16 protein-coding genes and 1 pseudogene are annotated in these 17198 nt (G+C 46.2%); 10 read left to right on the top strand and 7 right to left on the bottom strand.

Annotated features, from left to right (window positions below):
• Positions 1-279 precede the first annotated feature (279 nt).
• Positions 280-1467 carry a dicarboxylate/amino acid:cation symporter gene (locus BIT28_RS20725; RefSeq protein WP_075766843.1) on the top strand — a complete coding sequence of 396 codons (1188 nt, stop codon included), beginning with the start codon at positions 280-282 and terminating at the stop codon, positions 1465-1467.
• Positions 1468-1557: 90 nt separating this feature from the next.
• Here BIT28_RS20725 and BIT28_RS20730 read toward each other — a convergent pair whose 3' ends face one another.
• The gene (locus tag BIT28_RS20730; protein WP_075766844.1) at positions 1558-2496 is read right to left on the bottom strand and encodes a DUF3179 domain-containing protein; all 939 of its coding nucleotides are present in this window, start codon (positions 2494-2496) and stop codon (positions 1558-1560) included.
• A gap of 82 nt (positions 2497-2578) precedes the next feature.
• Positions 2579-3370 carry an AraC family transcriptional regulator gene (locus BIT28_RS20735; RefSeq protein WP_075766845.1) on the bottom strand — a complete coding sequence of 264 codons (792 nt, stop codon included), beginning with the start codon at positions 3368-3370 and terminating at the stop codon, positions 2579-2581.
• A gap of 149 nt (positions 3371-3519) precedes the next feature.
• Here BIT28_RS20735 and BIT28_RS20740 point away from each other — a divergent pair, with 149 nt between their 5' ends.
• Positions 3520-3906, top strand: a complete 387-nt coding sequence (locus tag BIT28_RS20740) for a VanZ family protein (RefSeq protein WP_075766846.1) — start codon at positions 3520-3522, stop codon at positions 3904-3906.
• Positions 3907-4003: 97 nt separating this feature from the next.
• On the opposite strand, the pseudogene BIT28_RS30410 reads toward BIT28_RS20740, so the two are convergent.
• The 5 genes and pseudogenes from BIT28_RS30410 to BIT28_RS20760 all read right to left on the bottom strand — a co-directional run.
• Positions 4004-4140: pseudogene (locus BIT28_RS30410) on the bottom strand (ABC transporter ATP-binding protein); the annotation flags it as partial.
• Positions 4141-4219: 79 nt separating this feature from the next.
• On the bottom strand, positions 4220-4885 hold the full coding sequence (locus BIT28_RS20745; protein ID WP_075766847.1) for a YopT-type cysteine protease domain-containing protein: 666 nt from the start codon (positions 4883-4885) through the stop codon (positions 4220-4222).
• Between the two features lie 97 nt (positions 4886-4982).
• On the bottom strand, positions 4983-5279 hold the full coding sequence (locus BIT28_RS20750; protein ID WP_075766848.1) for a PAAR domain-containing protein: 297 nt from the start codon (positions 5277-5279) through the stop codon (positions 4983-4985).
• A gap of 2 nt (positions 5280-5281) precedes the next feature.
• Positions 5282-5851, bottom strand: coding sequence for a DUF6931 family protein (locus BIT28_RS20755; protein WP_075766849.1), 570 nt, complete (start codon positions 5849-5851; stop codon positions 5282-5284).
• Positions 5851-7857 carry a type VI secretion system Vgr family protein gene (locus BIT28_RS20760; RefSeq protein WP_075766850.1) on the bottom strand — a complete coding sequence of 669 codons (2007 nt, stop codon included), beginning with the start codon at positions 7855-7857 and terminating at the stop codon, positions 5851-5853. The genes BIT28_RS20755 and BIT28_RS20760 overlap by 1 nt, the downstream gene beginning before the upstream one ends.
• Before the next feature lie 804 nt (positions 7858-8661).
• Between BIT28_RS20760 and BIT28_RS20765 the strand changes: the two genes are divergently transcribed.
• The 8 genes from BIT28_RS20765 (at position 8662) to BIT28_RS20800 (ending at position 17191) form a co-directional block, all read left to right on the top strand.
• The gene (locus BIT28_RS20765; protein ID WP_245823823.1) at positions 8662-9987 is read left to right on the top strand and encodes a type VI secretion system protein TssA; all 1326 of its coding nucleotides are present in this window, start codon (positions 8662-8664) and stop codon (positions 9985-9987) included.
• Positions 9988-10031: 44 nt separating this feature from the next.
• Positions 10032-10550 carry an Hcp family type VI secretion system effector gene (locus BIT28_RS20770; RefSeq protein WP_075766852.1) on the top strand — a complete coding sequence of 173 codons (519 nt, stop codon included), beginning with the start codon at positions 10032-10034 and terminating at the stop codon, positions 10548-10550.
• Between the two features lie 81 nt (positions 10551-10631).
• Positions 10632-11141 carry a type VI secretion system contractile sheath small subunit gene (gene tssB / locus BIT28_RS20775; RefSeq protein ID WP_075766853.1) on the top strand — a complete coding sequence of 170 codons (510 nt, stop codon included), beginning with the start codon at positions 10632-10634 and terminating at the stop codon, positions 11139-11141.
• On the top strand, positions 11141-12622 hold the full coding sequence (tssC, locus tag BIT28_RS20780) for a type VI secretion system contractile sheath large subunit (protein ID WP_075766854.1): 1482 nt from the start codon (positions 11141-11143) through the stop codon (positions 12620-12622). Before tssB ends, tssC begins: the two co-directional genes overlap by 1 nt.
• A gap of 40 nt (positions 12623-12662) precedes the next feature.
• The gene (locus BIT28_RS20785; protein ID WP_075766855.1) at positions 12663-14036 is read left to right on the top strand and encodes a type VI secretion system contractile sheath domain-containing protein; all 1374 of its coding nucleotides are present in this window, start codon (positions 12663-12665) and stop codon (positions 14034-14036) included.
• A complete protein-coding gene (tssE, locus tag BIT28_RS20790) occupies positions 14033-14455 on the top strand; it encodes a type VI secretion system baseplate subunit TssE (RefSeq protein WP_075766856.1) in 423 nt (140 codons plus the stop codon). Before BIT28_RS20785 ends, tssE begins: the two co-directional genes overlap by 4 nt.
• Positions 14448-16232: a type VI secretion system baseplate subunit TssF gene (gene tssF / locus BIT28_RS20795; RefSeq protein ID WP_075766857.1), complete on the top strand. Its 1785-nt coding sequence runs from the start codon at positions 14448-14450 to the stop codon at positions 16230-16232. Before tssE ends, tssF begins: the two co-directional genes overlap by 8 nt.
• The gene (locus tag BIT28_RS20800) at positions 16214-17191 is read left to right on the top strand and encodes a type VI secretion system baseplate subunit TssG (protein WP_075766858.1); all 978 of its coding nucleotides are present in this window, start codon (positions 16214-16216) and stop codon (positions 17189-17191) included. The genes tssF and BIT28_RS20800 overlap by 19 nt, the downstream gene beginning before the upstream one ends.
• The last annotated feature ends 7 nt before the right edge of the window (positions 17192-17198 follow it).

Consider the following 17198-nt stretch of genomic DNA (forward strand, 5'->3'; position numbering starts at 1 on the left):
CAGAATATTGTCTCGATATGAGCTTTTATTAAATATTATTCAGTAACAGCCAGTCACTTTGATGATGCAGGGCTTTTTTATTGCTTTTTTTTGATGAATATCTACTTTGGCACAGCCTCAATAGCCATGGTTGGAGTGAGTATAAATATTGAACAGGAAGAAAATAATAATTCGCTCCATAAACTGGTGTTAATTGATGCGATTGTAACAAGATTGTTTCCAAAAAGCGGGTAGCTAAGCTGTCTGCTTATCTTTTTGTGAAAAAGACAGGTCAATATAATGAAGCTAATTATTAAGCTATTGTGTGGAATAATTGTAGGTATATTATTAGGGATGGTTGCACCCGATCTAATAATAAGAGGGTTGATAACGGCAAAGGTATTTATAAGTCAGTTAATTAAATTTACTATACCTTTACTAATTCTATTTTATGTTACGAGCGGTATTGCAAATTTACCTAGAAACTCAGGAAAGCTGCTGGGAAAAACCGTTGGTCTGGCTTATTTGTCTACCTTAGGGGCCGGTCTTTTTGCCTTCACTGTCGCTGAGAACTTATTTCCGGCTTTGTTAAGCGGCGCTGGTGATATGCCTGAGGTGAAAACCGTTCTGGCACCATTTATTGAACTTAAAATACCACCGTTGATGAATATCATGACGGCATTGACGATTGCCTTTATGTTCGGGCTGGGGATATCGAGCACAGGTGCCGATCAGCTGAAAAGAATGAGTGATCAGGGCCGCGATATCATTGAGCTGTTTCTGAATAAAGTGATCATTCCGGCATTGCCATTTTATATTGCAGGTGTTTTTGCGGATATGACGGTCAAAGGGACGGTATTTGCCACATTGCACACGTTTAGCCTGGTATTGCTGGCTGTTATCGCGATGCACTGGTTCTGGCTAGCTGTTCAGTTTATTACTGCAGGTGCAGTCATGCAGCAATCCCCATTGACGTTGTTGCGTACCATGATGCCTGCCTACCTAACTGCGATTGGTACTATGTCTTCAGCGGCGACCATTCCGGTTACTCTGCAGCAGACCAAGCGAAATGGTGTGTCTAACACTATTGCCAATTTTGTTGTGCCATTGTGTGCCAATATCCACATGTCTGGTTCGGTGATCAGTATCGCTAGCGTTGCAGTGGCGGTCATCATTATGACTGGCGCTGGTGCAGTACCGAGCTTGATTGAAGCTTTGCCATTTATCGCCATGCTGGGCGTTACTATGGTGGCAGCACCTGGCGCGCCGGGTGGTGCAGTCATGGCCTCTGTTGGTTTGTTAGGGTCGATGCTTGGGTTTACCGAAGAGATGATTGCCCTGCAAATTGTACTGCATCTGGCGCAAGACAGCTTTGGTACCGCTTGTAACGTCACCGGCGACGGTGTTATTGCTCTGATGATAGATAAGCTTTCCGATAAGCAGGAAGAAGAGCAGGAAGACTTGGTTCCTGTCGAAGACGCAATCTAAATTATTCAAATGATAAGCTAAATATAGCTGAAGGCAGGGACGCCTTCGATTCCTCCCCTTCGTTTGAGCTCTATTCAAACTCAGTATGGTTTATTGGCTGGCCTTAAAGACTTTCGTATCCGGATAGAAGGCATACCATGCAAACCAGTACAGCATGGTTGAGCTTAGCTGCTGACCGGTTGAGTCGCTGATCCAAGCCGATTGATTTTGGCTATCCCAATGAATCGTTAACAGTTTTCCTTCGAATTGATAATTGAACTTCTCTTGATCATGCTTCCGTAGTTCAGAAAACGGGAAGGCGATATTTTGCTTGTTGCCTTTATATCCCAATACGGTTTCTTTTACCGCATAAGTTGATGGTGCCTGATTGGCGACCGGAAAATACAGGCGCGGTGTGCGGCTATAACCGGCATAGGGATCCTGAGAATAGCTGCGGTAAAAGCCAGTCTTCGTCGAGAGGACTTTGGTGTTGGGATGATCCTCTAACCATTGCTTCCAGCGGGTCAGTTTCAGCGGATATTGTGTCAGGGAGGTGCCGGAGGCACCACCGCTTATCGCCTTGCCATGAATTTGCGACCAGAGCGATTCAGTCTGGTGATCATACATAAGGACATCTGAGTTATAGAGCAGTCCAGAAACACCAAAAGTAAGTGTTTGCTTACCGGGTTTGGCAAGAAAAGCCATCCCCGAGCCACACAGCGGGCAGTAGCTAATAACAAAGTGGCGGCCGTCAATGCTATCGTTGACAACTTCATGCCAGTTAAGAATTTTGATCGGATAGGCTCTGCTTTCGCCGTTCATCGTTAGGCCAAGCACGGTATCGTGCCCTTTGAGGAAATGCGCTTTGCTGGCACTAACAAAGTTCGGCTTGAGAATCGCGGGTATGCCGTCTTTACCCGGTCCGCCAGAAAGGATTTGTTCGACAGGTACCGTAAGGCGATCAAGAGTAAAGCCGTTAAGCGATGCGGCATGCATACTTAACGGCAGAGTGAAGATAAGTCCGTAGAAAAGAGTTAACAACAGCTTCATTATTCCCCCTATTGCGCTTCTTAAATATAGACCGAGGCTCAATAGGGATCTTTCAGTTTACTGTTAGATAATTTCCTGAACATCACTTTGCATTGGAATAAAACCGCTGTCGGTATTGTTCAGGTGTGCATTGTGCGTGTCGCTTAAACAGCGTAATAAACGGGGATGCCTGATGATAGCCCAAGGTGAAAGCTATCTCTTTGACAGAAAGCCCTTTGCGCAATAGATGGAGCGAGTAGATAAACTTCCGGCGCTGGCGCCATTCGGTGAAGCTCATTCCCAATTTGTCTTGGCAATGTCTGGCCAGCGTCCGCTCTGTGGTATGCAATTGAGCTGCCCAGTCTTTGATCGTTTTCGTTGTGGTAGGATCTTCATCAAGTTCCTGCAGGATCGGTTTTAAGAGTTTGTCATCGCTACTGGGCAGGAACTGATCGTGTTCCTTGGCTTTTAAGACCTGATCCAGCAACACTTTCACTAAACGTAAATCTTGTTCTGATTCCGGTACGGTAATACACCGTTGTTTTAAGTCTCCGACAATGGCTTCCATGATCGGACTGACTTCGAGTAGGCAGGCATAGCGGGGAAGTGCATCGGCCAGCGTTGATTCGATATTCATAGAGCAGTAGTTCAAACTACGCCGCATAAAACTTTCGTGCTCAATACCGGCGGGTACCCATACCGCATATTGAGAAGGTGAGAGAAAGCGCTTTTCGTCGGTAGTTAGCTCTAAAATCCCGCCATTAATCAGCTGAAGCTGCCCCCACGGGTGGCTGTGGCGTGGTGTCGTGGTATTGGGAAGAAAGACTTCGTGGCCAAAGAAAATCTCCCCCGGAGGGTTATTGTTATCAAAGAGTGGTTGGTAGATTTTCTTCATTGTAAAGGAATGTCTATCTCTGGAGGTTTCTATATACTGCTCGTTGTTATACCCAAACGATCTTAAGATGCAGGATTCAAAGCGAAACGAGTAACTGAGGTTGCTTGGGTATACGTTAATTATCTACTCAAGGCTTGGCAAGACATAAAATGACATTCATTATTCGCCTGATCCACAAGCATTGGCTCGCGATTACGCTTTTTCTATTAGCCGTTATTACTTATCTTTCCCTTACGCCTTTGGTGAGTTTACCGGGCGTACCGGGCACAGACAAAACCCACCATTTTATTGCCTATGCGGCACTGGTTTTTGCCGTTGCCTTAAGAAAGCCGAAGCGCTGGCCAGTGATTAGTTTGTTTTTGTTTGGCTGGAGCGGTGGGATTGAAATTCTGCAGCCCTATGTCAATCGCTATGGTGAGTGGCTGGATCTGGCCGCTAATGGTGGAGGCTTAATCTGCGGAGTGATCTTGGCAACATTGGTTAGCTGGCTGTTTCCGCAAGCTGTAGATGTAAAATGTCGACCTAAAGTTGGTTAGCTTTTCGAGAGTTGATTAAATGGCGAGGGATGTTGCCATACCATCGCCATCTATTATCAAGTCCGTCTGTTTTTTGATAAAGTATAGGTTCTCATCACTCTGTGGCGGCGATCGTAGACAATCGATGAGCGATGGCGTTCACTGTCTTTTTCTCCATCAACAGATACAGGCTTCCTGAATCGCCGTTTTAACTCCGAAGTTGAGCGTAGATGTAGCTTCATCGAGAATCAGGATCTGGCTTATACTCTACGATTAGTTTGTTGGTAATTGACGGCTGGATGAAATCAGTTTGCAGCATTTACGGAAAGTCCTACTAGATACATTCTATTATGGACATTGCTTTTTTCCCTTTGATGCTTGTAATCGGTATACCTTGTACTTGGCAAGAACTATCTGCGGCCGATTTTAAGTAATTCTGGAATGCCTTTTTAGTGGCGCCATGCATTTCACCAACATTGGGATCATAAAAAATTATGTTATTGGTTCCGAGGTAAATTGCTGCAATGGCATGACTGCCACTCGACATATAATACATCCTACCAGGCTTCATAACTGAACAAGCGTTATTGAACGGGTAGAGGCTTGAATCGTTATTACCACTTGGTGAGCATATGCCATCTAATGCTTTGACTAACGTATTTTGTTGATAATGAGACCTTTCTATATCATCTTTAATCGCTTCTAAGTGCTGGCGTTCTCCTGCTGCCAAGGTAAACACATCAGTACGTGCAGTATCTAGATTTAGTATTAAATCTCGCCCTTGTTTTTGGGCCTTCATCCATTCGATAGCCAGACCGGCACAAAGCCCCTTCCAGAAGTCCGGATCAAAACCATTTGGTCCCATTGCCCCCCAAAGTATAGAGTGTTGAGAAGCGTATCGGACCTTGGCATTACAGCTTTTTGCCGCGTTAGAAAATGCAATTTTATATAAATAAACCGCTTTTTCAATAAGTTGCCGATTTTTTGCTGTGTCTTTCATAATTACTTAATGTCCCTGTCTTGTCTGATGTTTATTATGATGAAGTGTTATTTATTAAATTTGATATCATCGATTTTCTAACTAACGGTATTGAGATTTAGCCACCGATCAACACGGTTGGCATTCCCATTACAATGGTTCCACCATGCGCTGTGGTATCTCCCATACGAGCTGCAGGCTTACTGTTTACCAGTACGGTAGCGCTGCCTTTCACCACACTGTCTGGTGGGCCGACGCAGACACATATCTGCCCCAATGTTGCCGCAGGCATATTTCCGATTAATACTGTTGTTGGCAGTGGGAGAAGTGGCCCACCAACATGCGGGATTGGAACAACGGCCGGGGTTTGCATCGGACAGACATGCATATCGGTAGCCCTTGCTGCTGGTAACATGATTACCCTCCTATTTGACCATTACCGCCTTGCGCGATATGTAAACCGATTTTGAAATACTGTGTATAACGAGATTTAGCAGCAAGGCCATCAGGCAAGACCGCGCATAGATTTACCGCGCCAGCTACTGCGTGGGAGTATAAATATTCCGGTGGCGGTACAACTGGTTCTCCCGCTGCAATCATACTACCGCCACTCCAGAAAGCAGCCTGGGCTACCCAGCCAGCGCCCGTCTGTAACTGAGCCTGCTCTGCCATTTGCTCAGCAAACCGCCGCGATGTTTCATCTGGCGAATGAACCCAGGCTTTTGCTGCCCGGATCGCGTTGGTTTCTTCCGGGCTCCAGTCATTTCGCTGATCGGCACAGCAGCATGCCCACCAGATTGCTTCCCTTACGGGTAGCGCATGGGCGATAAAGATGGCAGTATCGCTAAAAAACTCGGCTTCTATAGCGGCATCAATCAGGGATGCCGGCTCATTATATTGTTCTGCCAGCTCAAGGATCTCGTCGCTTGCTTCGTAGCTGGATAAAATATCCTTGGCTGATAGGTGTGGGATCTTTAAGTAAGTCATCAGTTAACCTTCGCTATTGCACCCTGGATCTGAACCATCGCACCCGCTTTTACTTGTGTCATTGCGCTGCCGTTTACTTCAACCAGCGCTCCCTTGACATCGGTTTTCGCCTGACTCTGGATGGTAACCATGGCGGCTTTTACTTCTGCTTTCGCCTGCCCTTTTATTGAAATCTGCGCACCTGAAATCTTAATTCCGCTTTGGCTAAGTTCAATTGAGGTACTGCCTACGGAGAGTGTGATTTTTGTCTTGCCTTTGAGGGCGATGCTCTGGCCATCAATGAGGACCTTGGATGAGGCGCTTATTTCTGCATTTTTACCGGCTTTGCTACTGATGGTGGCATCAGATTGTAATGATAGGTCTTTTTTAGCGCTGGCCGTGAACTGATCTTCTGTATCAAGGCTCATGGCTTCTTTGCTTTTCCAGCCGACAGTTTTCTCAGCTTCTAGGCTCGCAAGCCCCTTGATAGTATGTTTGAGGTCATTTTTGACATTGATATTGAAATCTTTTTCGGCCTGAAGGAAGATTTCCTCCTTGTCTTTTTTGTCCTCAAACCTGAGTTCATTAGCAGTGTTACTGCTGCCATTGGGCGTGGTTCTTGTTTTGATCCCGCTTTGGGTGGCAGCATTATATGGCGGTTTGTTTTTTCCATTATATATTGACCCGGAGATCACTGGGCGGTCCGGGTCGCCATCAATAAAGCTTACAAGTACTTCGTCACCAATACGAGGAATGAATTGGACGCCAAAGCCATTACTGGCAGTGGGTTGGGCAACAGGGATCCAGCATGAGCTGTTTTCATCTTTTTTGCCGTCTTTGTCCCAATGAAAGTGTACCTTGACCCGTCCGATTTTGTCTTGGTTGACTTCTTCTCCGCTCGGACCGCTCACTTCCCCGCTCTGGATACTATGTATACGCGGTTTATCAATAAGAACTGGTCGCCAAGTTAAGCTTGCCGGAATACATTTGAAGCTATTCTGATACTCGGTATGGGAGCCAGACTCACTGGCCTCAAAGACGTGCTCTGCCTGGGTGATGACATACTCTTGGTTGAATAGGGCCTCGGTATGGTCGGTAAGAGTAAAACGCATACCGGCACCGAGTGACGGGATTGCGGAGGTTGCATACACGGTTACTTTCTGGCAATCGCGGCTCTCCATCTGCCTTTTGGCAGCATCTCGAATGGCACTTTTGGTGGCATTACCCTGACCAAAAAAGTACTCGCTGAGGGCGTTGTTTTTGGCTGGTATAGTGGTGTTTCTCTCTCCACTGATTAAGCATTCTGCCAGCTCTTCACTATGGTCGGCCAAAGATAATTTACCGGTGCCAAGTTGGTTCCGGTAGTGCCAATGGCTGATCGACATTGTTTTCTCATTAGCCTGAATAACAAAAGGAATCTCACTGTTTTCAGCTTTAGTAAAATCTTGGTTATTGTCCGCGATGACCACGGTAGGCTGTCGTCCGCTATGATCGCAATGGTAGTGCCAACCCTCGGAAGCCAACAGACGTTTAATAAAGATCAAATCACTTTCATTGTATTGAATGCAATAGTTATGTTTGACGCCTGCTCCACGAGGTGAGAGTTTGAAGTAGCTTTTCATACCGGAATCGGACAAGACCTTTTCTATGATTTGTTTTGTGGTCATGTCCTGAAAACTACGACTGGTTGTTCGATAGGCAAAGATAGAAAGCGGATCTATCGCTTCGACACGATAAGTATAAAGCTGTTTGTTGAGACTAAATTCAAGGTGTTCTAATGATGAGATAATGGCATAGAAAGCTCGGGCTTTTTTTCTATGTCCTTCGACACCGGGCAAGTATTGAATATCCAGAACTTTACCAAGGGCTTTTTCAGATAATTTTTCTTTTGAAATAATAGTTGCAGTGAAATTTGAACTATCGGAGATCTGTTCTGTTATCGTTAAGTGGGTAACGATGTACGGCCCCTTGCCATCCAACTTTGCAAGAATAGGGCGCTGTTCTTCATTATAATTGGGGGCTGACATGTCGTGACTCTCTTATTGTTCTGCAAAGATTATTAAAGACTCAAAAAGTGAAAGCATGTTGAGTTGAAATCAAGCCAAATGTTATCGCTATGTTAAATTTGGTTCTTTTTTAGCTAGTAATTAGGATGCATTAACAAATTTGGTTTTTATTTATAAATTACTAAAGGTGTTAAGTATAATTATATATTAAATGTACCTTTTAAACAGCTCAGATGAGTTTGTTCAATTAGTCTGAGAAAACTTAATATTATGAGTATAATTTCAATTTACGTATAAAGATGCAAGTATATTGCAACTTTTTGTGTCTAGTTAAGAATACTCACCTTCATCAATTTTATCATTGTAAAAAAATAGCATTTTAAAAACAACCTTAGGTTGAAATCGATTGCATTGGCCATGCAAGCCTTATTGCATACCTCTTTAGTGGTATTCGTGGCTTTATTTTATTGTCACATATCTCGAAATTAAGAAGTTCATTGTTCGTTTTAACTTTGTCTAGCATTCCATACAAAATTCATGTGTGGTCTGATGAGGAAAAAAATATTGTTAAATTACATAATCAGCTGATAGGATTCAAAATCCTATATTAGGTACCATTAATGATTATAAAGAGATGAGCAACATGTCTCATTGCTATGTATGGTTTTTTAAATATAAGTACGTGTGCATGCAACCTGTTTTCTATTAGTCGGCTGTTGTAATGAACATTATTAATAGAGCTTGTTTAGTAATTACTAATAAATATAAGTGACGGACACAATGATATTTACAGAGAGCCAACGCCAGGGCTTATTGTCACCATTGATGGAAGATAGCTTTTGCGGCTTGTATTTAAAATCAGATAGACAAGCATTTCGGCCACTTCGCAATGAGTTCAATTTAGCTCAAACATCATTGAGAAAACTCTCTCAGCATCCCGAGTTGAGTGAGCTAGATTCACTGCTGGAAGAGAACCGTAATAATTGGGATATATTGTCTACTAGCCTCACCAATGTGTTTGCTAATTCATCCCGAGATATTGAATTAGCAGGGTGGATGGTGGCGGCCCAAATCATTATTGACCCTAGCTTATCAGGGGCTAAAGAAGTCGCTGCATGGTTGCATGAATTAGTAGTTAAACATTGGGATTCACTTCAGCCTATTTTACCGAATAACAAAATTAAAGCTGAGGGTGAAGATGAACGATCTCGTGAAATTAATGCGTTTAAGGTGAAGGCATTTGTCCAGCTGGTAGGTGAGAGTGAAAATAGCGGTCTGCTATATTCCCCGTTGCTGATGACGCCATTAATTGGTGACCTAGATTACTCCCATTTCCAGAGTGAAGAGCACAAAGGCAATTTACCTGAGCTTCGTAGCCAATACCATAATCAGGCCCTGAGTCAGCGGACAACGATAGTCGCGCTAATTAATAATCTTGAAGCTATCAAACAGAGCTTTGTTGCGATTGAACAAACAGTGGCTGACACCTGTAAGCAAAATGGTCAGCCAACGGTTGGTTTTAACTTTGTTATTAGCTTAATAAACAAGATGCTGCGTGCGATTGAATTTATCTCTGGATTAACGGTAACTGCAGCCCCGCCAGTGAGCGAAACGCAACCTGTTTCTCCTGTACAAACGGAACAGGCTGTAGAGCAGTCCCAAGGAACCATTTCGGATTACGTTGACATGCAAGGGAGCCCTTCGGCTCCCCAGACTGTTTCAATCGCATCACTGGCCAATCAGCAAGTGGCTAACCGTGATCAGGCATTTCACCAAATACGAGATATTGCTGATTATTTCAGAAAAACTGAACCTCACAGTCCGGTGGCATATTTGCTTGAGAAAGCCATACGCTGGGGGTATATGCCGTTACCTGAACTAATGACTGAGTTGCTATCGAATCAACAAGAAACGATTGATCGGATATTCAATCTGACCGGGTTGGATGAAGATGGGGCGGTAACTTTGCCTGAGGTTAATCACACAGTGACTCCGTCTCCCACTTTGTCTCCGCTGGCGGACAGGCGTGAGCCTGTACCAGCAGGAGAAATGAAGCCTGTTTCCCCTGTTATTGAAACAGAGAAAACACCTAATCAAGAACCACGAAAAACAGAGCAGCAAGCGAAATCTAGCGGTGCATTGCAGTGGTAGATCGTGCTGTTACTGCTTAATCATAAAGAAAGAGGATAGTTATTATGGCGAGCATTTACATGCGTATCGATGGTGTTCAAGTTGATGGCGGTGCAACAATTGAAGGGTTGCCGGGTGAGGGTTGGTTCGCACTAAATTCATACAGCTGGGGTGCAGTCCGATCTGTTGCTATGGATATTGGTAATGGCACGAATGCTGACTCAGGCATGGTTGCTATGAGTGAAGTAAATATCACTAAAGAAGTGGACGGCGCATCTGAAGACCTGCTGTCTTTCCTATTCAGCCCAGGCCCTGAAGGTAAAGATGTTGAGATCGTTTTCACTAAACCTGCGCGTGACGGTTCAGGAGCTGAGATCTACTTCCAAGTGAAGCTGGATAAAGCCCGTCTTGTTTCATACAACGTAAGTGGTTCTGACGGTGCACAGCCATTTGAAAGTATTGCACTTTCTTACATTCAGCTGGATCAGTTGCATTGGCATGAAGACAACGGCGGCAAAATGGAAAAAGGTGGCCTTGTTTCTTACCACGTACCACAAGGCAAGATGCTTTCAGGCTCGAAGTAATCTGCTGTTATGCGCCGTTGGTCTAACGGCGCATAGCGACTGTTTTGTTAGGCTTCATCATTAATCAAAAGGTAGGGAAGCATGGCTCTCAACTCGCAACATAAGCGTGTTAGCAAAAACCGCGTCAGCATCACTTATGACGTAGAAACCAATGGTGCAACTGAAACAAAAGAACTGCCTTTTGTTGTGGGTGTTATTGGTGAGTTTTCTGGTCATAAGCCAGAAAGTGAAAAAGTCGATCTTGAAGAACGTGAATTTACCGGTGTCGATAAAGATAACTTCGATACAGTGATGGAACAGATTAGCCCAAGTCTGTCATACAAAGTTGATAATAAACTGGCCGATGACAATAGCCAGTTTGAGGTGAACCTGAATTTCAAATCCATGAAGGATTTCCACCCTGAGCACCTGGTAGAGAATATCGATCCACTGAAACAGTTGGTTGAGACTCGTAATCAACTGAAAGTGCTATTGAGCAAAGCCGATCGTTCTCGTGATCTTGAGCGATTGCTAAAAGAACTGTTGCAAAGTGCGGATGCAATCCAGCACCTTGCCGGTGAACTGGGTGTCGAAAAAGGGGAGGCTGAATAATGTCAACTGAACAACAAACTGCTGCTCAGCAAACTGAAGCAACTGGCGTAGAAGCCAGCTTTCTGGATCGTGCTATTTCAGCGACAACACAAACACCTGTTGATACTACCAAAGAGCTGCTGTCAGTGCTGACTTCGCAGGCACTCGAAGGCACAGTAACATGGGATAAAAACCTGACGCTGACTATAGAAAAAGCTATTGCAGCGCTGGATGTGAAAATCTCAGAACAGCTTTCGACAGTGATGAAAAATGAAGCTTTCCAGAAACTAGAAGGCACGTGGTTGGGTTTGCAGAAACTGGTTAAAAACAGTGAGCTGGGTCCGGACCTTAAAATCAAGCTTGCTGATTACACCAAGGACGAGCTGCTTGAGCAGTTTGAAGACGCACCTGCTATTGACCGTAGTCGCCTGTTCACCATGATTTACCAAGAAGAATTCGGCACTGCCGGTGGCCAGCCTTATGGTGTTCTGCTTGGGGATTACGAGTTCGGCTACGGCGACGAAGATGTTGCCCTGCTTCGCTATATGGGTGAAGTGGCTGCAGCTTCGCATGCTCCGTTTATAGCCGCAGCCAATGCGACTATGTTTGATTTTGAATCGTTTGAGACCTTTAACGAAGGCAAACCTGTGGCTGCTGGCTTTGACTCGCCAGCCTATGCGAGCTGGAATGCGTTCCGTGAGAGTGATGATTCCCGTTACGTTTCATTGACATTGCCTAAAACTATCGCACGTCTGCCTTATGGGCAGGGTACGGTACCGGTGAGCTCTTTCCAGTATGAAGAGTTTGCTACCGATGCAAATGGCAAGGCGGTACCTCAGTCTCAGGATGACTTTGTCTGGAGCAATGCTGCGTATGAATTCGGTTTGCTGCTGACCCAAGCTTATACCCAGTATGGTTGGTGTACGGCTATCCGTGGTACGGATAACGGCGGTAAGGTCGAGAACTTGCCTAACTTTACGTATTTCTCACCAGCTGGCGACTTGCTCCAGCAATGTCCGTCAGAAGTGAATCTGACAGATGAGCGTGAGAAAGAGTTGAGTGATCTGGGCTTCCTGCCTTTGGTGCATTATAAAAACACCAACTACGCAGTCTTTATGGGGGCGCAAACAGCCCATAAGCCAAAAACGTATGTTGATCCTGATGCAACTGCGAATGCCGCAATTTCTGCGCGCCTGCCGTATACCATGGCCAGCAGTCGTATTGCCCAGTACCTGAAAGTGATGGGACGTGACCGTATTGGCTCAAACATTGATGCGGGTGAGATTGAGAAAGAACTGACCAACTGGATCCAGCAGTACGTTAATCCAAATGCGATTGGTAACGAAGCGAAAGCCAAGTACCCACTTGTTGAAGCTCGAGTTGTCGTTGAGGAACAGGCTGGTCGTCCGGGTAGCTACTCTGCGATTGCCCACCTTCGCCCATGGTTACAAATGGAAGAGCTCACAACCTCGTTACGCATGGTTGCGAACATTCCAGGCTAATCAAAATTCTCGGGAGTTTCGGCTCCCGAGTGGAGTTTCTATGACAGTGATTAATCCGACATCATCCGCCAATGTCCTGCATGACCTAGGGTTGTGGCGAATGTTGTTTGAACATGCCCGTCAACATGATACTAGCCAATTCAAGGCTCTGTTGGGCAGGGTGATCACTTTGCTTGACCACCAGTTAAGCGAGCAGCTTTCTGCTGTTATGCAAGCCGAAGAATTCAAGCGGCTTGAAGCTTCATGGTCAGGGTTGTACAGCTTAGTTCATCTTCCTGTGTCGAGCCGTCGGATCAAGGTGAAGCTGCTGGATTTCAGCTGGAACATGTTATCGACGGACTTGAACCAGTCGTTTGAAATCAGCCGCAGTGCACTGTTCAAGAAAATCTATGCAAAAGAACTAGATACTGCTGGTGGTCAACCCTTTGGCTTGCTAGTGGTCGATCACCATGTTCACTCCGATTTGGACGAGAGCTGTGATTTTGATGACCTGTATACGCTGCAATTGCTGGCAGAGCTCGGTGAGCGCTCGCTATGCCCAGTGGTAGTGGGTGTTGACAACTATTTCTTTGGCGATGACCCCGCCAGATTGACACATGACCACGCCAGAATTAATCGGATTTTGACCAGCCAAGATTTACAGAGCTGGCAGTTGCTACGACAGCACCATTCAAGTCGATTTTTGCATCTGGTTTTGCCTCAGTACCGGATCCGTACCCCTAGGCAACATTACCCAGCAGGTTTTGTGTTTAGTGAAGCCAATACCAACAGCGGTGTGTTGTGGGGCAACTCCGTATACCTGTTGGCAGCGAATGTGATCCGTGAATTTGATCGTATCAGCTGGTTTGGTTTTTTAAGGGCGCATGATGCAACCGGTAATCATGGGGTGTTGATTGATTTAAATGACAGCGCCTGCACGCCATTGAAGGCACGTATTGATATTTACAGCGAGAGTGACGGTTTCTGGGCAGATCAGGGCTTTGTTCCGGTTTCGAGTATTTATCTAAGTGGCCAGCTGGGGTTGTTTAGCAACCAGTCTGTATGGAAGCCGGACAACGAGTCCAGCAAAACCAGCGGGATGCTGCAGACCAATTTGATGGCCTGTCGTTTTGGCCACTATATCAAAGCTCAGATGCGTGATCGCGTCGGTAGCTTTGATAGCGCGGCAACTTGCCAGCGTGACCTGGACAAGTGGTTACAGACTTATATCAGTAATGTGGATTATGGTGATGAGTCGATTATGGCGCGTTACCCCCTCAAACATGCAGAAGTTCGCTTTGTTGCCGATCGCCACGACTCAACCCGCTATCGCTGTGAAATCAAGTTGCAGCCGCAATACCAGTACGAAATGCTCGATACTCATATCACACTGATGACTGATGTCTCGTCTGACAAGCTGGGAGAAATGTCATGAGTTTGATGGCCAAGCTGAAAGGCCAATGGCGTGGGGATGTTGATGATGTTCGCGATGCCATTATTGAAAACCTGTCGGCAGTGCTATCTGCGAGAGCCCCGATGTGGAAGAACACGGAACTGAGCCCGCAGTTGTGTAACTCGATTGCTGCATTCGGCATGGTGAGTTCGCTGCGTAGTCAGGGGAAAAGCAGCAGTGACGTGATCCTTCATGATGTTAAGCAACTGATTATTCAATTTGAGCCGCGGCTGAAAGAGGTTGTTGTCGATCTGGACGAAAATTCAGTGGCAACAAATAAGCTGATGTTCCGGATTGAAGGGTTGATCAGCAGCAAGTTTGGTGAAGAAGTGGTGGTGTTCGACTCCAGCCTTGATTTTACCACCAGTAGTTTAGATGTAAGGAAGACGAACCTTGTCTGAGTCATTACTAAGTTATTTCGAGCAAGAGCTGGCATTTATCCGCCAGGAAGCTGGTGAATTCGCCCGTCGCCACCCGGGATCGGCCAAATCCCTGGGGATCAGTGACGATAGTGTCGATGATCCGCAAATTTCTCGTTTGATTGACAGTGTGGCGTTACTCAATGCTCGTCTGCAGCAGCGCCTGGATGACTCGTTTCCGCAACTGACGGATAGCCTGTTGCGGTTGTTATTTCCGCACTACCTGCGCCCAATCCCGTCGTACAGTATCCTCAAAATGCAGCCTTCTGAAGAGGTGAGTGCCCGGCATTTCATTCCGCAAGGTACTCAATTGGGGGTGTCGGATGCCGATATAGAGTCTACGGTTTTCCGTACCTGTCAGGATGTAACTCTGTTCCCGGTCAAACTTGGTTCGGCTCACGTGGTGATGGCACCGTTTGATGCAGAGAAACCGGCTGGCGCCGAGCATGCCAAAGCCATGTTGGAAATCCAGCTTCAGACCACGGATCCGAGTATTTTGTTTTCTGATCTCGATCTGACTTCGCTGGAGCTATTCCTGCGAGGTGAGACGCAATCGGTATTGAGGCTATATGATCATCTGCTCGCCGGGGTTAAGCAGGTGTGTGTCCAATATGGCGAACAGCGGGTACCACTTGGCCGAGATGCACTGCAACCTGTGGGCTTTGAAAGCCAGCATCAGGTACTGCCTTACAGCTCGCGCAGTTTTGGCGGGTTTAAGCTGCTGACTGAGTTTTTCACCTTTCCTGAACGTTTTCATGTGATTGCGTTGGATCTTGCCCAGTCGTTGCGTTACGCCCATACCAATGAGATCAAGATCCAGCTGTTCCTCGATGATATGGCAATTGACTTGTCGCGTAGCCTTGGTACGGATAACTTCCATCTGTTCTGTACCCCGATAGTGAACTTGCAGTCGTTGACGGCAGAACCGCTCAGTGTCGATTTTGGTCATAGTCAGTATCCAATTGTGCTGGATGCTGGGGGGCAACAGCAGCTTCAGCTGTTCGCGATTGAGCAGGTGCTTGATGTGACTGAGCAACAAAGTTGCGCTGTGCCGCCGTTGTATGGTGAAAAATACACAGGTGCTGAAACCGGCCTAAGGTGGCAGCTGGTTCAGGATTGGCATAGTGAGACTACACTTTACAGTAGCTTGCGGGTGGCAGATCTTGAGCATCTGAGTGCTAACAGTGAATCTCGAACCTGGCTGGTTTCGGCAACGTGCTCTGACGGTGCGGTTGCCGGTCAGTTGTCGATCTCCAGTGAGGTTAGTTGTCGCGACTCCATTTCGTTACCGGCTCGGCTGCAACTCTTACGTCGTCCGACCAAGCAAGTTCGGATCAAAGCCGCGGAGCAAAATGCCTGGCCGTTGCTGGCTCATCTTCATTTCAATTACCACACCTTGTTGGGGGCGGATGATCCCGTTGCTGCACTCAAGGCGATGCTGAATCTGTATAACCATACCGAAAGCTCACAAAATATGGCTTATATCGCGGCAATCCAAGGGATAGAGCAAGAGCAGGTGGTGGCACCGATCCGCATTTCAGGCAAAAGCTGTTTTGCTTACGGTACTCGCATCAGTGTCACCCTCAGCACCAAGGCTCTGGGTGGTGGCGGAGTTGAGTTGCTATCTCAGTTGCTCGACCGCTTTTTTGCCTTTTTTGCAGGCTTTAACAGCTTTACTCAGGTAGTGATTGTGCTCGAAGGCACGGAAGGGGAACACAAGATCTTTCCGAGGAGGTCCGGATGCAAGAACATGCTCTGACTCGGCTCCTTGAGCAGCCTTATACATTCGATCTTCACCGTGCGATGCAGTTGGTCAAGCATGAAGCCGCTGTTTTGGGTACAAGGCCGACAGTGTCATTTTCGGCTAGCCTGCTGCCTGCCTATCAACAGGCAGACATTGTAGAAATCAGTAATCCGGTAGCTGGTCAATGGGCGTTTACCTGTGACTTACCTGCTGTATCGGGTGGCCAGGGTGTCATGCCCCGGCATAGCTACAGCGAATCGCTCAAGGAATTATTCGAGCAGGGTAACGATTCCCTGATTGATTTCCTGAATGGTTTCAATAATCGCTATTACCGTTTGCACTGTCAGGCGGAGATTAAAAATGACTTAGTCGCTCAGGCCGAGGAAGAACATTTTAGCTGGAATCGACACAGTGTTTCGCTGACAACGATGCTGGCTAATCTCAATGGTGATCTCGGCAACAACCGAACGTTGTCTTCGGCTCACCTGATCCAGTACTCGGGGTTGCTTGGTCTGAAACTATCCTGCCCGCATACCTTAAAAGACTTGCTGGCCGACTATTTTGAATACGAATTCGAGGTCGAATACGGTGATATTGATTATGTCCCCCTGTTGCCATGTAGTGTGACTAAGCTGGGAAAGAAAGGACAAAACAATCAATTAGGCTTTGGTGCTCTGGTTGGAAAGAGCGCCGTCACCGCATTTCAGCGTCTGGAAATCATGATAAAACCAAATAATAACCGCCAATTTAATCAAATCCGGAATGACCGCCAACTGGTCAGTGCGATCGAGGCGTTTGTCCGACATTACATGGGGGTCGATCTCAAGCTGAAACTGATGGTTAAAGTTGATGGAAAGTTCCTACCCGGTCTTCGCCTGAGCACAGAAAGCAGCACCGATATCCGTCTGGCGCAGTCGACATGGCTTGCCCCAAAGCAGATAAACCGAGAACACGTGGTAATGCCACTTAAATAACAAGCAA

The sequence above is a fragment of the Photobacterium proteolyticum genome (assembly GCF_001939735.1).
GTDB lineage: Bacteria > Pseudomonadota > Gammaproteobacteria > Enterobacterales > Vibrionaceae > Photobacterium > Photobacterium proteolyticum.

What these genes read in the sequence shown, in the direction of transcription:
- BIT28_RS20725 (WP_075766843.1), top strand. Translation starts at nt 280, where the DNA reads ATGAAGCTAATTATTAAGCTATTGTGTGGAATAATTGTAGGTATATTA.
- BIT28_RS20730 (WP_075766844.1), bottom strand. Translation starts at nt 2,496, where the DNA reads ATGAAGCTGTTGTTAACTCTTTTCTACGGACTTATCTTCACTCTGCCG.
- BIT28_RS20735 (WP_075766845.1), bottom strand. Translation starts at nt 3,370, where the DNA reads ATGAAGAAAATCTACCAACCACTCTTTGATAACAATAACCCTCCGGGG.
- BIT28_RS20740 (WP_075766846.1), top strand. Translation starts at nt 3,520, where the DNA reads ATGACATTCATTATTCGCCTGATCCACAAGCATTGGCTCGCGATTACG.
- BIT28_RS20745 (WP_075766847.1), bottom strand. Translation starts at nt 4,885, where the DNA reads ATGAAAGACACAGCAAAAAATCGGCAACTTATTGAAAAAGCGGTTTAT.
- BIT28_RS20750 (WP_075766848.1), bottom strand. Translation starts at nt 5,279, where the DNA reads ATGTTACCAGCAGCAAGGGCTACCGATATGCATGTCTGTCCGATGCAA.
- BIT28_RS20755 (WP_075766849.1), bottom strand. Translation starts at nt 5,851, where the DNA reads ATGACTTACTTAAAGATCCCACACCTATCAGCCAAGGATATTTTATCC.
- BIT28_RS20760 (WP_075766850.1), bottom strand. Translation starts at nt 7,857, where the DNA reads ATGTCAGCCCCCAATTATAATGAAGAACAGCGCCCTATTCTTGCAAAG.
- BIT28_RS20765 (WP_245823823.1), top strand. Translation starts at nt 8,662, where the DNA reads ATGGAAGATAGCTTTTGCGGCTTGTATTTAAAATCAGATAGACAAGCA.
- BIT28_RS20770 (WP_075766852.1), top strand. Translation starts at nt 10,032, where the DNA reads ATGGCGAGCATTTACATGCGTATCGATGGTGTTCAAGTTGATGGCGGT.
- tssB (WP_075766853.1), top strand. Translation starts at nt 10,632, where the DNA reads ATGGCTCTCAACTCGCAACATAAGCGTGTTAGCAAAAACCGCGTCAGC.
- tssC (WP_075766854.1), top strand. Translation starts at nt 11,141, where the DNA reads ATGTCAACTGAACAACAAACTGCTGCTCAGCAAACTGAAGCAACTGGC.
- BIT28_RS20785 (WP_075766855.1), top strand. Translation starts at nt 12,663, where the DNA reads ATGACAGTGATTAATCCGACATCATCCGCCAATGTCCTGCATGACCTA.
- tssE (WP_075766856.1), top strand. Translation starts at nt 14,033, where the DNA reads ATGAGTTTGATGGCCAAGCTGAAAGGCCAATGGCGTGGGGATGTTGAT.
- BIT28_RS20800 (WP_075766858.1), top strand. Translation starts at nt 16,214, where the DNA reads ATGCAAGAACATGCTCTGACTCGGCTCCTTGAGCAGCCTTATACATTC.